13 protein-coding genes and 1 other RNA gene are annotated in these 14357 nt (G+C 59.5%); 10 read left to right on the forward strand and 4 right to left on the reverse strand.

The features are described from left to right. Nucleotides 1–162: 162 nt before the first annotated feature. A complete protein-coding gene (locus I2D57_RS02735; RefSeq protein ID WP_195361382.1) occupies nt 163–516 on the forward strand; it encodes a hypothetical protein in 354 nt (117 codons plus the stop codon). Continuing rightward, nucleotides 513–1028, forward strand: a complete 516-nt coding sequence (locus I2D57_RS02740) for a type II toxin-antitoxin system VapC family toxin (protein WP_195361383.1) — start codon at nt 513–515, stop codon at nt 1026–1028. Before I2D57_RS02735 ends, I2D57_RS02740 begins: the two co-directional genes overlap by 4 nt. Nucleotides 1029–1086: 58 nt before the next feature. Here I2D57_RS02740 and I2D57_RS02745 read toward each other — a convergent pair whose 3' ends face one another. Next, nucleotides 1087–1521, reverse strand: a complete 435-nt coding sequence (locus I2D57_RS02745) for a hypothetical protein (RefSeq protein ID WP_195361384.1) — start codon at nt 1519–1521, stop codon at nt 1087–1089. 239 nt (nt 1522–1760) lie between these two features. Here I2D57_RS02745 and ssrA point away from each other — a divergent pair. The 8 genes from ssrA (at nt 1761) to I2D57_RS02785 (ending at nt 11256) form a co-directional block, all read left to right on the forward strand. Continuing rightward, nucleotides 1761–2124, forward strand: a transfer-messenger RNA (tmRNA) gene (gene ssrA / locus I2D57_RS02750). A gap of 740 nt (nt 2125–2864) precedes the next feature. After that, nucleotides 2865–3743, forward strand: a complete 879-nt coding sequence (locus I2D57_RS02755; RefSeq protein ID WP_195361385.1) for a patatin-like phospholipase family protein — start codon at nt 2865–2867, stop codon at nt 3741–3743. Nucleotides 3744–3936: 193 nt separating this feature from the next. Continuing rightward, nucleotides 3937–4380: a 50S ribosomal protein L13 gene (gene rplM, locus I2D57_RS02760; protein WP_022094635.1), complete on the forward strand. Its 444-nt coding sequence runs from the start codon at nt 3937–3939 to the stop codon at nt 4378–4380. 2 nt (nt 4381–4382) lie between these two features. Continuing rightward, a complete protein-coding gene (gene rpsI / locus I2D57_RS02765) occupies nt 4383–4778 on the forward strand; it encodes a 30S ribosomal protein S9 (protein WP_022094634.1) in 396 nt (131 codons plus the stop codon). Nucleotides 4779–4901: 123 nt separating this feature from the next. Continuing rightward, nucleotides 4902–6239 carry a phosphoglucosamine mutase gene (gene glmM / locus I2D57_RS02770; protein ID WP_117862485.1) on the forward strand — a complete coding sequence of 446 codons (1338 nt, stop codon included), beginning with the start codon at nt 4902–4904 and terminating at the stop codon, nt 6237–6239. Nucleotides 6240–6340: 101 nt separating this feature from the next. Then, nucleotides 6341–6808: a PTS sugar transporter subunit IIA gene (locus I2D57_RS02775; RefSeq protein WP_306421699.1), complete on the forward strand. Its 468-nt coding sequence runs from the start codon at nt 6341–6343 to the stop codon at nt 6806–6808. A 271-nt stretch (nt 6809–7079) separates the two neighbouring features. Further along, nucleotides 7080–7808: a glucosamine-6-phosphate deaminase gene (nagB, locus tag I2D57_RS02780; RefSeq protein WP_195246024.1), complete on the forward strand. Its 729-nt coding sequence runs from the start codon at nt 7080–7082 to the stop codon at nt 7806–7808. Nucleotides 7809–8256: 448 nt separating this feature from the next. After that, entirely contained in the window at nt 8257–11256 is a 3000-nt protein-coding gene (locus tag I2D57_RS02785) for an AfsR/SARP family transcriptional regulator (RefSeq protein ID WP_195361386.1), read from the forward strand. 69 nt (nt 11257–11325) lie between these two features. On the opposite strand, the gene I2D57_RS02790 is transcribed toward I2D57_RS02785, so the two are convergent. The 3 genes from I2D57_RS02790 to I2D57_RS02800 all read right to left on the reverse strand — a co-directional run bounded on the left by I2D57_RS02790 (nt 11326) and on the right by I2D57_RS02800 (nt 14355). Continuing rightward, nucleotides 11326–11625, reverse strand: a complete 300-nt coding sequence (locus I2D57_RS02790) for a YhbY family RNA-binding protein (RefSeq protein ID WP_006234690.1) — start codon at nt 11623–11625, stop codon at nt 11326–11328. Between the two features lie 158 nt (nt 11626–11783). Next, nucleotides 11784–12671 carry a class I SAM-dependent methyltransferase gene (locus tag I2D57_RS02795; RefSeq protein ID WP_271748929.1) on the reverse strand — a complete coding sequence of 296 codons (888 nt, stop codon included), beginning with the start codon at nt 12669–12671 and terminating at the stop codon, nt 11784–11786. A 319-nt stretch (nt 12672–12990) separates the two neighbouring features. After that, a complete protein-coding gene (locus tag I2D57_RS02800) occupies nt 12991–14355 on the reverse strand; it encodes a PFL family protein (protein WP_117843357.1) in 1365 nt (454 codons plus the stop codon). Nucleotides 14356–14357 lie beyond the last annotated feature (2 nt).

Genomic DNA, 14357 nt, shown 5'->3' on the forward strand with positions numbered 1-14357 from the left:
GGGTATCGGGTTCCCACATTCATCCGTACATGTACGGATGAATGTGGGAGGTGTTCGGATGAAGTCGATAATCAAGGCGCAGGCCTTTTGCATTTGACCATTTGCTAGCTTCTCTATATAGTGTTGCTAGCTGTGCTAGCATTTGAAGGGAGCGGGATCAACGTGGGTGCTGTTAGCGGCATGGCGCAGGTGAACGTTCGCGTGGATCGCCAGGTCAAGGACCATGCGGAGGAAGCGTTGCGGCTTTCGGGCGGGTCACTGCCCGAGCTCATAAAAAAGGTGGTGGCCAAGGTCGCACAGGGTGGCGGGCAGTGCGAGGAAGTGCTTGCGGCCGTCGACGATCGGCAGCAGACCGTCGCGCCCGATACGCCGTTCGCCGCGTCGTGGGCAGCGGCAGACCGGCTTTATGCAGATTTGGGCATCGCTACGTCGCCCGTATCTGATGATCGCGATTGGGACGCAATCTATTCCGAAGCCATGGACGAGCATTATCGCCAAAAGGGGATGATCCAGTGAGCGGAGCCCCTCTTAAGATCATGGTGGATGCGAATGTGTGGGTCGATTCGTTTTGCGCCGACCATGCCGAGTCGCTCGCTGCCCGTGCCTTTATCGGACAGGCGGCGGAGGCGGGGGCATTGCTGTTCTTTCCGGTGCATATCGCCAAGGACGTGCTGTACGTTGTCCAACACGAACTGAAGCGTAGCGTTCTTGCCAGCGGGGGAGTGCTCGACGAGGCGTCTGCCCGTGCAATTGGCGATGCGACGTTGGCGTTTGTTCGGAATATGACCGAAAACGCTATGGCCGTGGGCGCTGATGCATCCGATCTGTGGCTAGCCGACAAATATCTGACGCTCCATCGCGATTACGAGGACAACTTGGTACTCGCCGCATGCAAACGCGCCCAGGTTGATTACTTGGTGACCAACGATCGTAAGCTGCTCGAACATGCCGATCTTGCAGCAAAGACACCTCGTCAAATGATGCCGATTCTTGCTTTGGCCGAACGCGGCGGCGCGGCTATCGCTTGACGCGAGCTGTTTGCGGGCCTCTTGGACGACGATGCGCCAAGGGGCCCGCGTCTGCTATTTACAAAAGCTCGGCCTTAATGGCGGGACTTTCCGCGAGCTGCTCGGCTGCCTTTTCGTCGGAACTGTCGAGTGCTGCCAGACTGCGGTAGACCCACTCGTTGACTTGGGTGTTCTTGACGCCTGCGGTCTGCATAAGGGCGCCTACCTCGCGGATTGCTGCGAGCAGATCGGCTTTGGGACCCGCGAGCTCGACCTCGACGCCGTGGTAGGCGGTCACGCCGCGGTTTTCGCTCACGTGGTCGATAAAGCCCTCGACGGTCTCAAGCTGCTGGGCGAGAGCTGCATCATCGTCGGCGTCCAGCGCGACGAGTGCGTTCGATACCGTGAGGGCGGGATGTCCGCAGGGGACAAAGCCTTCGATGACATCCATAGCTTCGGTAATGGTTGAGCCCAGGCCTGCGAGGGCATTGACGAGTTGCTGCTTAGTATCCATATCGGTCCTTTCGACGGTTCAATTTTGCTTGGCGAAAATATACGTGACGCGATCGGTAGCAAAAGTGCGAAGTGCGGCGCACATTGGGGTCTTCACAGCTCGTGCATAGAACAGCTGTCCGCTTTCAGAACGTGGTAAGATAACACTCCACAAGCGGGGCTTGCTCCGCATGTTCCTTGAAAAGTCGACGGTTATCGGGTGCTTGCAGGCCCGATGCCATCCAGACTTTCCCAACATTCGGGGGCGACTGGTTTCGACACGATAGCTCTGAGAGAGGAAGCAAGCCGAGGTCTCCTCGCCTCGTTAAACAGGGGTACCGTCAAATTGAATTGACAACAACTCTTCTTTTGAGCCTATGGCTCTCGCTGCTTAGTTTATAGCGGCGCGTCAACCCGGTGATTTCCCCGACACCGGCGCGACGTCATTTTAGGGGAATGCTCCTGCGCACGTAATCGGTATGGCGCGGGCTAAGACCGAACCGCTTAGGACGCCGCGAGCGTGTCGCTGCGCGCAAAGCGTCCGAGACAAAACCAGCGACTGAGCTTGGAGATGCCAATCAGGGGGCTTTCGTGGACCGGAGTTCGATTCTCCGCGCCTCCACCATAAGTAACAGGCAGGTAGATACTCATATCTACCTGCCTTTTTATTTCTTGTCCGTACCGCGGAGAATCGAACTCTATGCAGGGCGCGGGCGTAAAGAAAACGCGTAAGCGTTTTTAGCCCGCGGGCGAGGGCGCCGGCAGGCGGCCGAAGCCGGTGCGGGTTCGCGAAGCGAACACGCGGATTCTCCGCGCAAAGCTTCAACCCTATATAGATGCGATGTTATCGAATCTCAGCCTGCCATGCGCCACATCAACGGATCCCCCCGTACCGCGGAGAATCGAACTCTGCGCAGGACGCGAGCGTAAAGAAAACGCCGCGTCAACGCAGGCCGGGACACGCTTTCCCAATGGCAGCCCGGGCGGAAAGCGCATCCCGGAATCCGCGCTCAGACTGGGTCGCAGTTTCCGGATGATGCCTCAAGCGGAAACTGCGACCCGGAATCGAGCCGTAGAGTGGGATATGCTTTCCCAATGGCAGCTCAAGCGGAAAGTACATCCCGGAATCCTCGTTCGGAATGGGATGCAGTTTCCAAATGAATGGCTAGCGGAAAGTTCATCCCGGAATCCGCGCTCAGAACGGGGCGCGCTTTCCCAGCGGCGGTCCAAGCGGAAAGCACGTCCCGGAATCTCGCCTCAAACTGGGACACACTTTCCGCTTCACCTACCTCCTCGAAAAACCCGCGCTCTCGCCATCCTAAAACTGGGTAGAAGAAAGCCAAAACGCAATCGCAGGAGGTCAATATGACTGCAGAAGATAAGGCAAAGAACGCCGGCAAGGTCGCGCTCGTCTTGGAGGGTGGCAGTTTTCGTGGGCAGTTTACCGCCGGCGTGCTCGACGTTCTCATGGAGGCCGGTGTCGAAATTCCGGCGGTGTACGGCGTTTCGGCCGGTGCGCTCAACGGCGTCAACTACAAGTCGCACCAGATCGGTCGCGTCAATCGCATCAACCTGACCTTCTGCAATGACAACCGCTACATGGGTGCCGCATCCTTCGCATCCACGGGCTCCATCGTGGGTTACGACTTTATCTTCAACGATATCCAGGACCGTCTGGATCCCTTTGACAACGAGGCGTTCGACGCGAGCCCCATTGAAATGTACGCCGTCGCGACGGACATGCTCTTTGGAACCGCCACGTACCTCCCGGTCAAAAGCGCCGTGCTCGATCTCGACGCCGTGCGCGCCTCGACCTCGCTGCCGCTGGTGACGCCGCCGGTCGAGATTGACGGGCACAAATACGTCGACGGCGGCGTGGCCGATTCGGTTCCTATCGAGCATGTGCTCGAGGAGGCGGGCTTCGACCGTGCGGTCGTCATCGTCACCCAGGACCGCTCGTATGAGAAAAAGCCCTACGAGTTTTTGCCGGCGGCGCGTGCGCGCTATGCCGACTACCCCTATCTGCTCGAGGCTATCGAGACGCGCCACGACCGCTATAACCTCCAGCGCATGCACCTGTGGAAGTATGAGCGCGAGGGCCGTGCGTTGGTCGTCGCTCCGCAAAAGCCGGTCGAGGTCGGCCATGTCGAGCACGATTCGGCAAAGCTTTTGGACCTGTATATCCAGGGCCGTCAGGAGGCAAAGCGCCTGCTCGCGGAAATCCAAGAGTTCGTTGAGCGCTAGCGACGGCGAACCCTCAAAAAATGGCAACAGCTAAAGAGCTGCAAAATCACGGCTCGTGGATGACATGTGCAGAAACTCTGGTCGGAGCCAAAATACCTGTTGACTCGGGCGACGAGCGGGGTAATATGGACGGGTTACTTGCAGAGCCCCGTGAATCTCTGTAACAACACGTACTGTACATGGAGGAGTCTAAGTGATTTCGAAATCGACTCACTACGCCAAGCAGGGCGAGGTCCAGCGCAACTGGGTTCTCGTCGACGCCGATGGTGCTGTCCTGGGCCGTCTTGCCACCCAGATCGCAATGATCCTGCGCGGTAAGAACAAGCCCCAGTTCACGCCCAACAGCGACTGCGGCGACTTCGTTGTCGTCATCAACGCCGATAAGGTCCAGCTTACCGGTAACAAGGCCGACACGAAGACCTATTATCGCCACAGCGGCTACAACGGCGGCCTTAAGGCTGAGAGCTTCCGCCAGGCTATGGAGAAGCACCCGGAGAAGGTCATCGAGCGCGCCGTTCGCGGTATGCTGCCCAAGACCACCCTCGGCCGTGCCCAGATGACCAAGCTTAAGGTCTACGCTGGTGCCGAGCATCCGCATGCTGCCCAGAACCCCACGAAGATTGAGCTGGAGGCTTAAAGATGGCTGAGAACACCGTTGTCTACCAGGGTACCGGCCGTCGTAAGAACGCCGTCGCCCGCGTCCGTCTCGTCCCCGGCACCGGCAAGGTGACCATCAACAAGCGTGATGCCGAGCAGTATTTCGGCCGTCATCAGCTCGTTGAGAACGCCCTTGCTCCCTTCAAGGTGACCGACACCGCCGGTCAGTTCGACGTTATCGCTCTGTGCGATGGCGGCGGCATTTCCGGTCAGTCCGGCGCTCTGCGCCTGGGCATCGCTCGCGCTCTTCTGAACGCTGGCGATTACCGTGCTGACCTCAAGAAGGCCGGTTTCCTTACGCGCGATGCTCGCGTGGTCGAGCGCAAGAAGTACGGCCTCAAGAAGGCCCGCCGCGCTCCCCAGTTCTCCAAGCGCTAAGGTTTTATCTCCTTTCGAGATACAATGTACAAGCGGGGCCTGCCGATTCCTCGGCGGGTCCCGCTTTTCTTTTTCGACTAGGGTGGGCGGTTGCATATCGCCTGCTAGGGAAGGAGCGATCCTATGCCCCAGAACATCTTCGGTACCGACGGCGTCCGTGGCGTCGCCAACGCTGATCTTTCGTGCGACCTCGCGTTTCGTCTGGGTCGCGCGGCGACCAAGTTTCTTGGTCCGGATATCTGCATCGGCCGTGATACGCGCCTTTCGGGCACCATGCTCGAGAGCGCTCTGACCGCCGGCATCATGGCCGAGGGCGGCCGTCCGCACTGCTGCGGCGTCATTCCTACGCCGGCCGTGGCGCTGCTCACCGTCCAAAACGAGCTCGATGGCGGCATCGTCATTTCTGCTTCGCATAATCCGCCGGAGTTCAACGGCATCAAGTTCTTTAGCCGCAAGGGCATGAAGCTTCCCGACGCGGTTGAGGAAGAGATCAGCGCCTGGGTCATGTCCGAGGAGGCCATGGCTGCCGACACGCTGCCGACCGGCGCCGGTGTGGGTCACATCATCAAGATGAAGGACGCCCGCAAGGCATATGTCGATCATGCCATCAGCACGCTCGACGGCCTTAAGCTCGACGGCCTGGTCGTTGCCGTCGACTGCGGTCACGGTGCTTCCTGCCAGACTACGCCCGCCGCGCTGCAGCGCCTGGGTGCCACGGTCCATGCCATCAACACCGATTACTGCGGCACCGACATCAACGTTGAGTGCGGCTCCACCCATCTTGAGCCCCTGCGCGAGCTCGTGCTGCGCACCCATGCCGACATCGGCCTGGCCCACGACGGCGACGCCGACCGCGTACTGTTCGTGGACAGCGAGGGCAATGAGATCGACGGTGACTACATCCTAGCTATCTGCGGTTCTGACCTCGCCGCTCGCGGCAAGCTCGCCAACTCCGAGATCGTTTCGACCGTCATGTGCAACCTGGGCTTCTCCATCGCTATGAAGGAGCAGGGCTTCGAGATGGTCCAGACCGCCGTGGGCGACCGCTACGTTCTGGAGCGCATGCTCGCGGACGGCGCCGTCATCGGCGGCGAACAGTCCGGTCACATCATCTTCCTGGAGCACAACACCACCGGTGACGGCCTGGTGACGGCTCTGCAGCTGCTGGCCGTGCTCAAGCGCACCGGTCGCACCCTCACTGATCTTGCCGGTATCATGAAGAAGTACCCGCAGGTACTCGTCAACGTGCATTCCGACAACAAGGCTGGTCTGGACGATTGCCAGCCTATCTGGGATGCCGTCGCTGCTGCCGAGAAGGAGCTTGACGGCCGCGGCCGCATTCTGGTGCGCCCGAGCGGTACCGAGCCGCTGGTCCGCGTGATGGCCGAGGCCGAGACGCACGAGCTGACCCAGCGCGTTGTCGACGACATCGTCGAGGTTGTCAAGCGCGAACTTCCCTAATGGTCAAAAACCGTTGCCAAGTGGTAAACTGTTAAGGTTATTTTGATTGATTGGTATGTCCGAGGGGGAGCATGTTCACTAAAGTCCTAAGGTCTTTTGGTATGCGTGGTCGAGTCCTTACGCTGGATGCTCCCATCTCGGGCGACGTCATTCCGCTTTCCGAGGTAAACGATCAGACGTTTGCCACTGGCCTTTTGGGCCAGGGCGTGGCGATTCAGCCCACCGGAACGCGTGTGATTGCACCGGCTGACGCCAAGGTCGAGGCCATTTTTCCCACGGGACACGCCGTTGCGCTTAACACGGTCGATGGCTTGGACGTGCTCATCCACGTTGGTTTGGATACTGTTCAGCTCGAGGGCAAGCACTTTACCGTACATGCGCAAGTGGGTGACATCGTCCATAAGGGCGATGTACTCATTGAGTTCGATCGCGAGGCAATTGCTGCCGAGGGCTACGATGTGACGGTTCCCATCTTGGTGTGCAACTCCGTTGAGTTCTCAAGCATCAAGGGCTCCGTTGGCGTGCATGTCGAAGAGATGGACCAACTCATCGTTGCTCGCGAGCGCTAGCAAGTGCACGTGGCCATTAGCCTACAATTCAAACACGTTTACGGAGGGTGCCCTTGAAAGAGGACGCCCTCCGTGGCAAGATGGGATTTGTCCGAGGCTAAACAGCTTCGGGTCACCGTGGACGGGCAGGGGCCTCGACGCGGCTAGACACGAGACACATACATTACGCGACCTCGCCCTGGTGGCCGCACACGTTGGTTGCGGCCGACGCGGGCCGCGGGCAAGTGCTTGTAAGGGAGCCTTGCCTCTCTTGTACGAGAAAGGACGCGTAATGAAGATCATTAAAGCTAAAGACTACGAGGATATGAGCCGCAAGGCCGCTAATATCATCTCGGCGCAGGTTATCCTCAAGCCCGACTGTGTGCTGGGCCTTGCCACCGGCTCCACCCCGATCGGTGCCTACAAGCAGCTCGCTGCTTGGTACGCGAAGGGCGACGTCGACTTTGCCGAGGTTAGCACCTACAACCTGGACGAGTATCGCGGCCTTTCGCACGACGATCCCCAGAGCTATCACTACTTCATGCGTGAGAACTTCTTCGATCACATCAACATCGACCTGAACAACACGCATGTGCCCGATGGCTCCAACCCCGACGCCGCTGCTGCCTGCTCTGAGTACGACAAGATTGTCGCCGACGCCGGTTACCCGGATCTGCAGCTGCTCGGCATTGGCAACAACGGCCACATCGGCTTCAACGAGCCCGATGACCACTTCTCCAAGGGCACGCACTGCGTCGACCTCACCGAGAGCACCATTCAGGCCAACAGCCGCCTGTTCGACAGCATCGACGATGTTCCCCGTCAGGCCTACACCATGGGTACCCAGACCATCATGTATGCCCGCATGATCCTGGTCGTCGCCAACGGCGAGGCCAAGGCTCAGGCCGTGCATGACATGTGCTATGGCCCGGTTACGCCCGAGTGCCCGGCTTCGATCCTGCAGCTGCACACCAACTGCGTTGTCGTTGCCGACGAGGCCGCCCTTTCGCTCTGCGAGTAGCGCGAATCCTGCAGCTCGACATAGCCTTGCCTAAGGCCTCCGCTTTGCGGGGGCCTTTTTGCTATCCCTGTCCGACCACTTGACCAAAATCTTGCCGCAAGCTTGACGAATGCCGGATGCCCAACAGCTTGATTCATTCCATATCAGATTCTATGCAAAAATGCCACTAAAAGGTCGTAGACGGTAGCGGGTGCTAGGCGAGTTGAATGACATAGCTGAACCTTGTTCATCTGCGTTACACTGCCGCTTAGATGGGACAAGCTGACAAGCTCATTTACCTGCTTAAAGACCGATTAGTCGGGGGATTAATAACAATCGGCCCTCGCTGTACAAAAACTTGCCGCTTTCGTACCAAAAGACAACCTAAAACACAAGGTCGCTCTATTCATAGCGCGGCTTGTATGGTCTTGCGGCTACAGTGTCCATACGGTCGAGTTGAGGAGCGGGCATGGTAAACGATTTGAGCAGTATAGACGAGCTCGAGCTGATGCCGCTGGGCGGAGGCTATATGGTGCGACGCGAACGCTTGATGAATGAGCTTATCGCCAAGGGCCGAAAGGCCGGCATCGTGGTTCTTTATGCGCCCGACGGGTTTGGGAAGACCTCGGTGTTGCTGCAGTACACCCATGAGGTTAAATGCGACCCGACGCGAGGCCCCGTGCGGATTATCGAGGCCGATCGCGCCACTGGGCGCGAGGTGTTTATGCAGCTCGAGGTGGTTACCGAAGAACTCAAAGACAAACCGCACTCCCTTATCGCGATTGATAATGTGCCAAACCTCGATCAGCACGATACCGAAGACCTCATCGACAGGATTCGCGGCCTGCGCGCTATGGGGATAGGGGTCTTTATCTCCTGCCGTCCTTCAAATCGTCAGTTGATTCATGGGCTGGGCGATTCGGTTAAGATCAATGCGCAGATGCTCAAGGTGCATGCCTATGAGTATTCGGCGTGGGCATCGGCGTTTTCGATCAGCACATCGCTCGACTTCTATCAGCTCACGCAGGGCGTGCCCGAGCTCGTTTCGGCATTGCAGACGGGTCTGTATGGCCAAGGCGACGTAGCCGGCCTGCTCGAAAACGAGATTGTCAACGTATATGGCGCGGCACTTGCCGATCTGGCTTCGCTCGACAATAATGCGCTGTTTTGCGTGGCATGTCTCATGGTTTTGATGGGCGAGGGCAATATCGCAGAACTCGAGGCTTGCGGGGTGAGGCTGTCGATGGTCGACCAGTCCTACTTTGTACGTGACTACCCGATCTTTGGCTTGGATCCCGCCGAGCGGAGTTTTACGTGTCTGGGCACGGAGGATAACGGACGCTTGCGCTTGCGTAAGTTGGTGGCCGAGGTTCGCCCCGAACTTGTTCCGAGGGCGGCCCGGATTTTGCTTAAGGCGGGCCGATGCGATGCGGCGATGGGCCTGGCAGACGCCTTTTTGGACCGTGAAGCGGTCCTTGAACTTGCTGGACAGTATGGGGTCGATCTTGCTCTGACGGGGCACGGGGCCGATATCTGCCGAGCAGCGCTGGGCACGATCGATGCCGACGATCCGGCTCCAGAGCCAACGCCTGCCGAGGCGCTTGGCGTATATCTGGCAGCGGTCAGCGTGTCCAATACAAAGCTCGCTCGCTATATGGCATCGGTCGTCGAACGCGGGGGCGAACGGGCGGCCTGCGAAATAGACCCTGTTTCATGGAGGGTGGCCCAGACACTGACGGCTGTTTGCTATGGGGACAACGGGCTTGGGCTTCCTACGAACCTGGCCGTGCCAGAAATAGAGACGTCCCATACCGCACTCGATATGTTGTCTGCGCATATCGAGGTCAAGCGGTGCCTGACCGAGCGGGGAGATGACGGCGGCGTTCTACAGCAGCTCAAAACGAGCAAGGCCTACGATTGCGAGCTCGACATCGCGGGGATTGTTATACGGGCCGATAGCATGCTGGTGGAGCTCTTTGACGGGTCGTTTGCGGGAACCGACGAGCGCGACGACGAGATGACGGTGGTGTGGGAGGCGCTCGACGTACGTGGGCTTAAGGCGATGGCTATCTGGGTGCGCATGGTGTTGGCGGCACGGCGGCTCCTTTCCGGCTTGCCGGTAACCGACGATGCGGCGTTCAACGAGCTCGATCGTTTTGCCGTGCGCATGCGCGACAACCAGATTCAGCTGTTTGGCCTGTTGCTAGAAGGTTGGCAGTCGCTGGCAGAGGGACGGCCGGTTAATGCAAAGTTCCGTGCGGTCCAAGTGCTTAAACTTGCCGAGGAGTCGATTGCGTACATGCGCGATAACGCATTGCTGCTGGAGCGCGCAGCGTATCTGCGTAACACGTCGATGGTTTCGGTACGCGAGGAAGCGGAGCTACTCGATATAAGCCAGACGCAGGTTGGTGGCGCAGAAGCCTGGATGGTGGCGCTGCATTTGGCCTGTGCGGGCCGAGACAGCGACCTTGCGGCCTGGATGTCCATGAATCGTGCGGGGATTCTAGAGCCATCGTATCGGCTCTTTGCGCGCCTTGCCATGCATTGTCTGGGCGAGCCGGCGGGCAGGATACGCAAGAAGCTTCCCGTGCGCGAGCTGTCGCGGTACTCGCTGCGCGACGATTTGGAAGGGGAGGGCGAGCGCCTGTTCCAGGCCGGCGAGGTTGAAGCCGTCGATACCATCGACCATATCGAGATTCGCATGTTTGGTGCGTTTCGTGCCGAGCGCGACGGGTTTCCCATCACGGATAAAATGTGGCGCCGCAAGAAGGCGGCGACGCTTGCCGAGCGGCTTGCACTGGGCATGGATGCGCTCGTCGATCGTGAGACGCTGGCCATGGAGCTGTGGCCCCATGCCGAGTTCAATAGCGCCCGCAACAACCTGTACTCGACGATATCGCGCTTGCGGTCGGCTTTGGGGCCGACGCCGGATGGCAAGTCGTGTGTGCTCATCCAAAATGAATGCATCGGACTCAACAGCGACTACGTCAAGACCGATGTACGGCTGTTCGACCAGATAAGCCGCGAGGTTTTGGGAAATCGCACGGGTGCGCGCGGGCCCCATTTAGTTGAGCTGTGCCTTAAGATTGAGCAGCTTTATGCCGGACCGCTGTATGTTCCCAATGGCTGTAATCCCACCTACTTTTTGCGCATGCGGCGCATTATGCAGTCAAAGTACATCGATTGCATGATTAAGGGAGCAAATGCCGCTCTAGAAGAAAACGATCTGCAGTCGGCGATTTGGCTGGCGGAGTCGGGGCTTCGACAGGAAACGGCGCGTGAGGATATGGTGCGCTGCGCCATGCGCGTCTACAGTGCGGCGGGGCGGCGGCGCGATATCGTCGAGCTGTACAGCGGGCATATGCACCACCTGAGGGAGCAGGTCAATGGCGTGCCCGAGCCCGAGACGCGGCGTCTATACGAGCGCTTGGTGGAGGGGCGGCTCAATCGCGTGCTGGTCGAGCGATAAAAAACGGGCGCCCGAAGTACTTGGGCACCCGTAAGCTTGCTATGTGTTGGATCGCCGGATCATTGGTTCTTAGACGAGCTTGATCTTCTCGATGTCCTTGCGCGAGGACTCGCGATACAGTGAGAACTTGCGGCCGATGACCTGGACGACCTCGGCGTGGCAACGCTCAGCGAGCTCTTCGGCGGCCTCGCGGGCGGAAAGACTGGAGCCATCGAGCACGGAGCACTTAACGAGCTCGTGCTTCTCCAGATAGGCGACCGTCTGCTCGACGGTGCCCTCGTTGACATCGGACTTGCCGATGATGATGGCGGGGTTGAGGTGATGGGCCATGCTGCGAAGCTGCTTGACCTGTGCTCCTGTCAGTGCCATGGGTTCTCGCTTTCTATGTATGGGGCGCCCCGCAATGGGGCCTTAATCTACGTGAGCTGTCCCACGATAGCGCAGGAACGGCGCGGTGTGGAGCGCGTTTGCCCAGTTCAAAAAGAATGCGGATGCCGAGTGAGTGGGCGGTGCGGGCTGCGAACAGACTACGAGCGGGGTGCAGAGACCGGCTCCCATGCAATAAACGCCCAACGGACCTTGCGGACGTGGTCGAGTATATAGCGTCCCTGCGGCACACCCTTGGAGCCCGGCTCACCGGCATGGGGATTCTCAATCATGTGTTGAGCGATATAGTCGCGCAGGCGGTCGATCTTATCCTCGTTGCCATGTTCGAGCATGCGAGAAAAGTCTGCCACGCCCGCCTCGAGACTATCGAAGGTGTCGCGGCGGGGCGATTCAAAGTATGTAACCTGTGGCAGCGCACCCATCTGAATAAGAATGTTAAAGGCATACACAAAACCATTACTGCAGGTAACCGAGGCACCGATAGCGTTCATCAAGTGCAGATCATAGCGCGGGCTGGAGTTGGCGACCATCGTGACAGCACAACGCCGACGAGCCGTACGGTCAAGCTTGGCAAGCGCACCTTTTAGATTGGTCGTCGTAACCGACCGACTGGCAAAGGCAATATCCACCGCTTTCGCGACCGGTCCAACCAAATCCCAATCATCATCCCAAGCAAGCTCAAGCGGCGTAATAAGATCTTCGAGCCCGTAATACTCAATGCCGGCATCAAGCGTGCCCAACATGGCAGGGGAGAAATCAGCCGCAATCACGGAATGCCCAGCCTGAGCAAGCGGAATAGCAATCGACCCAGCCCCACACCCCATATCAAGCACCGACTCACCAGGCTTCAACGCCAACAGCTTTATAAAATCCCGAGCATAAGGGGCAGTCTCCAACGGCCGAAAATGCCGAGCCCGCTTATCCCATTCAAAAGAATCATCAGCCCGATGCCGAGCGGCCTGCAGACGCATCCATTCGCCATTCCAATCCGCAGAAAGCAGCTCAGAACGAGAATCCCCATCAACCACGGGCCAACCTCCTAGCAACAAAAAAGCGACTCCCCGCAAAAAGAAGAGCCGCAACCAGCATATATCAGAAAAAGAACCGTTCCAACGCCAAACCACCGCACCAGTCAAGTGGTGCAGGAGCGAAGCGACTGCAACCGGGATAGAACCCAACCGAGGTCCCGTTGTGCGGGAGCCCCGGGGAGGGCAAATATATAAGGTCGATCGCGAGTTCCGCACGAGCCGGAGAGCACTTAATGTGCTCTCCGTGCGAGTCAGGACTGTTCGAGCAGGCGACCTTATATATTTGCCCTCCCCGGGGCTCCTCGCCAGTTCCCCTCAGCTAGTTCTTCAGCGAGTTCAGCGGCGCCGGGAAGCGTCCACCGCGGTGGGCAAGCACGGTGCCGGCGTTGGGGTTCACCGGCATGATGGGCGCACGGCCGAACAGGCCGCCGTACTCGACGCAGTCGCCCACGCCCTTGCCGATGGCAGGAATCACGCGGACGGCCGTGGTCTTGTTGTTGATGACGCCGATGGCCATCTCGTCGGCGATGATGCCGGCGATGGTCTCGACCGGGGTATCGCCGGGGATGGCGATCATGTCCAGGCCAACGGAGCACACGCAGGTCATGGCCTCGAGCTTCTCGAGCGAAAGCGCGCCGGCTTCGACGGCGGCGATCATGCCGGCGTCCTCGGACACGGGGATGAAAGCGCCGGAGAGACCGCCCACGCTGGAGCTGGCCATGACGCCGCCCTTCTTGACGGCATCGTTGAGCATGGCGAGCGCGCAGGTCGTGCCGGGGCCACCGCAGGTGCCCACGCCGATGATCTCGAGGATGCGGGCAACGGAGTCGCCGATGGCAGGCGTGGGAGCCAGCGACAGGTCGACAATGCCTTTCTCGACACCCAGACGGCGGGCTGCCTCACGGCTCATGAGCTCGCCGGCGCGGGTGATCTTAAAGGCGGTCTGCTTGATTTTCTCGGCAACCTCCATCATCGAGGCGGAGTCGGGGAGCGTCTCCAAGGCAGCAGCCATAACGCCGGGGCCCGAGACGCCAACGTTGATGACGGCGTCGGCCTCGCCACCGCCGTGGACGGCGCCCGCCATAAACGGGGAGTCCTCGACCATGTTGGCAAAGCAGACAAACTTGGAGGCGCCAACGGAATCCTGGTCGGCCGTGAGTTTGGCGGCATCGATGATGGTCTGGGCGGCCATGAGCACGGCATCCATGTTGATACCGGCGCGCAGGCTGGCGACGTTTACGCTGGAGCAGACGCGGCTCGTGGTGGCGAGCGCCTGGGGGATGGACTGGATGACGCGGCGGTCGGCGTCACCGATGCCCTTCTGGACGAGTGCGGAGAAGCCGCCCAGGTAATCGATACCGAGCGTCTCGGCCGCGCGGTCGAGGGCATGCGCGATGGGGGTGAGGTCCTCATCCTTGCAGCACGCGGCGATCTGGGCCACCGGGGTGACGGAAACGCGCTTGTTGACGATGGGGATACCGTACTCGCGCTCGAGGTTCTCGGCGGTCTCGACCAGATGCTCAGCCGTGTGCGTCACGTGGTCGTAGATCTTCGTGCACATGCGGTCGAGGTTCTCGTCACCGCAACCCATGAGCGAAACACCCATGGTGATGGTCCTGATGTCGAGGTTCTGCTCCTCAACCATGCCGCGGGTTTCCGCGATTTCTGCGGGCGTGATCGCCATCC

Source organism: Collinsella aerofaciens (assembly GCF_015553355.1).
GTDB classification, from domain to species: Bacteria; Actinomycetota; Coriobacteriia; order Coriobacteriales; family Coriobacteriaceae; genus Collinsella; species Collinsella aerofaciens_V.

Excerpts from the sequence above, each read along its gene's own strand:
- glmM (WP_117862485.1), top strand. The coding sequence starts at position 4,902 with ATGCCCCAGAACATCTTCGGTACCGACGGCGTCCGTGGCGTCGCCAAC.
- I2D57_RS02775 (WP_306421699.1), top strand. The coding sequence starts at position 6,341 with ATGCGTGGTCGAGTCCTTACGCTGGATGCTCCCATCTCGGGCGACGTC.
- rpsI (WP_022094634.1), top strand. The coding sequence starts at position 4,383 with ATGGCTGAGAACACCGTTGTCTACCAGGGTACCGGCCGTCGTAAGAAC.
- I2D57_RS02800 (WP_117843357.1), bottom strand. The coding sequence starts at position 14,355 with ATGGCGATCACGCCCGCAGAAATCGCGGAAACCCGCGGCATGGTTGAG.
- I2D57_RS02785 (WP_195361386.1), top strand. The coding sequence starts at position 8,257 with ATGGTAAACGATTTGAGCAGTATAGACGAGCTCGAGCTGATGCCGCTG.
- I2D57_RS02790 (WP_006234690.1), bottom strand. The coding sequence starts at position 11,625 with ATGGCACTGACAGGAGCACAGGTCAAGCAGCTTCGCAGCATGGCCCAT.
- I2D57_RS02755 (WP_195361385.1), top strand. The coding sequence starts at position 2,865 with ATGACTGCAGAAGATAAGGCAAAGAACGCCGGCAAGGTCGCGCTCGTC.
- nagB (WP_195246024.1), top strand. The coding sequence starts at position 7,080 with ATGAAGATCATTAAAGCTAAAGACTACGAGGATATGAGCCGCAAGGCC.
- I2D57_RS02745 (WP_195361384.1), bottom strand. The coding sequence starts at position 1,521 with ATGGATACTAAGCAGCAACTCGTCAATGCCCTCGCAGGCCTGGGCTCA.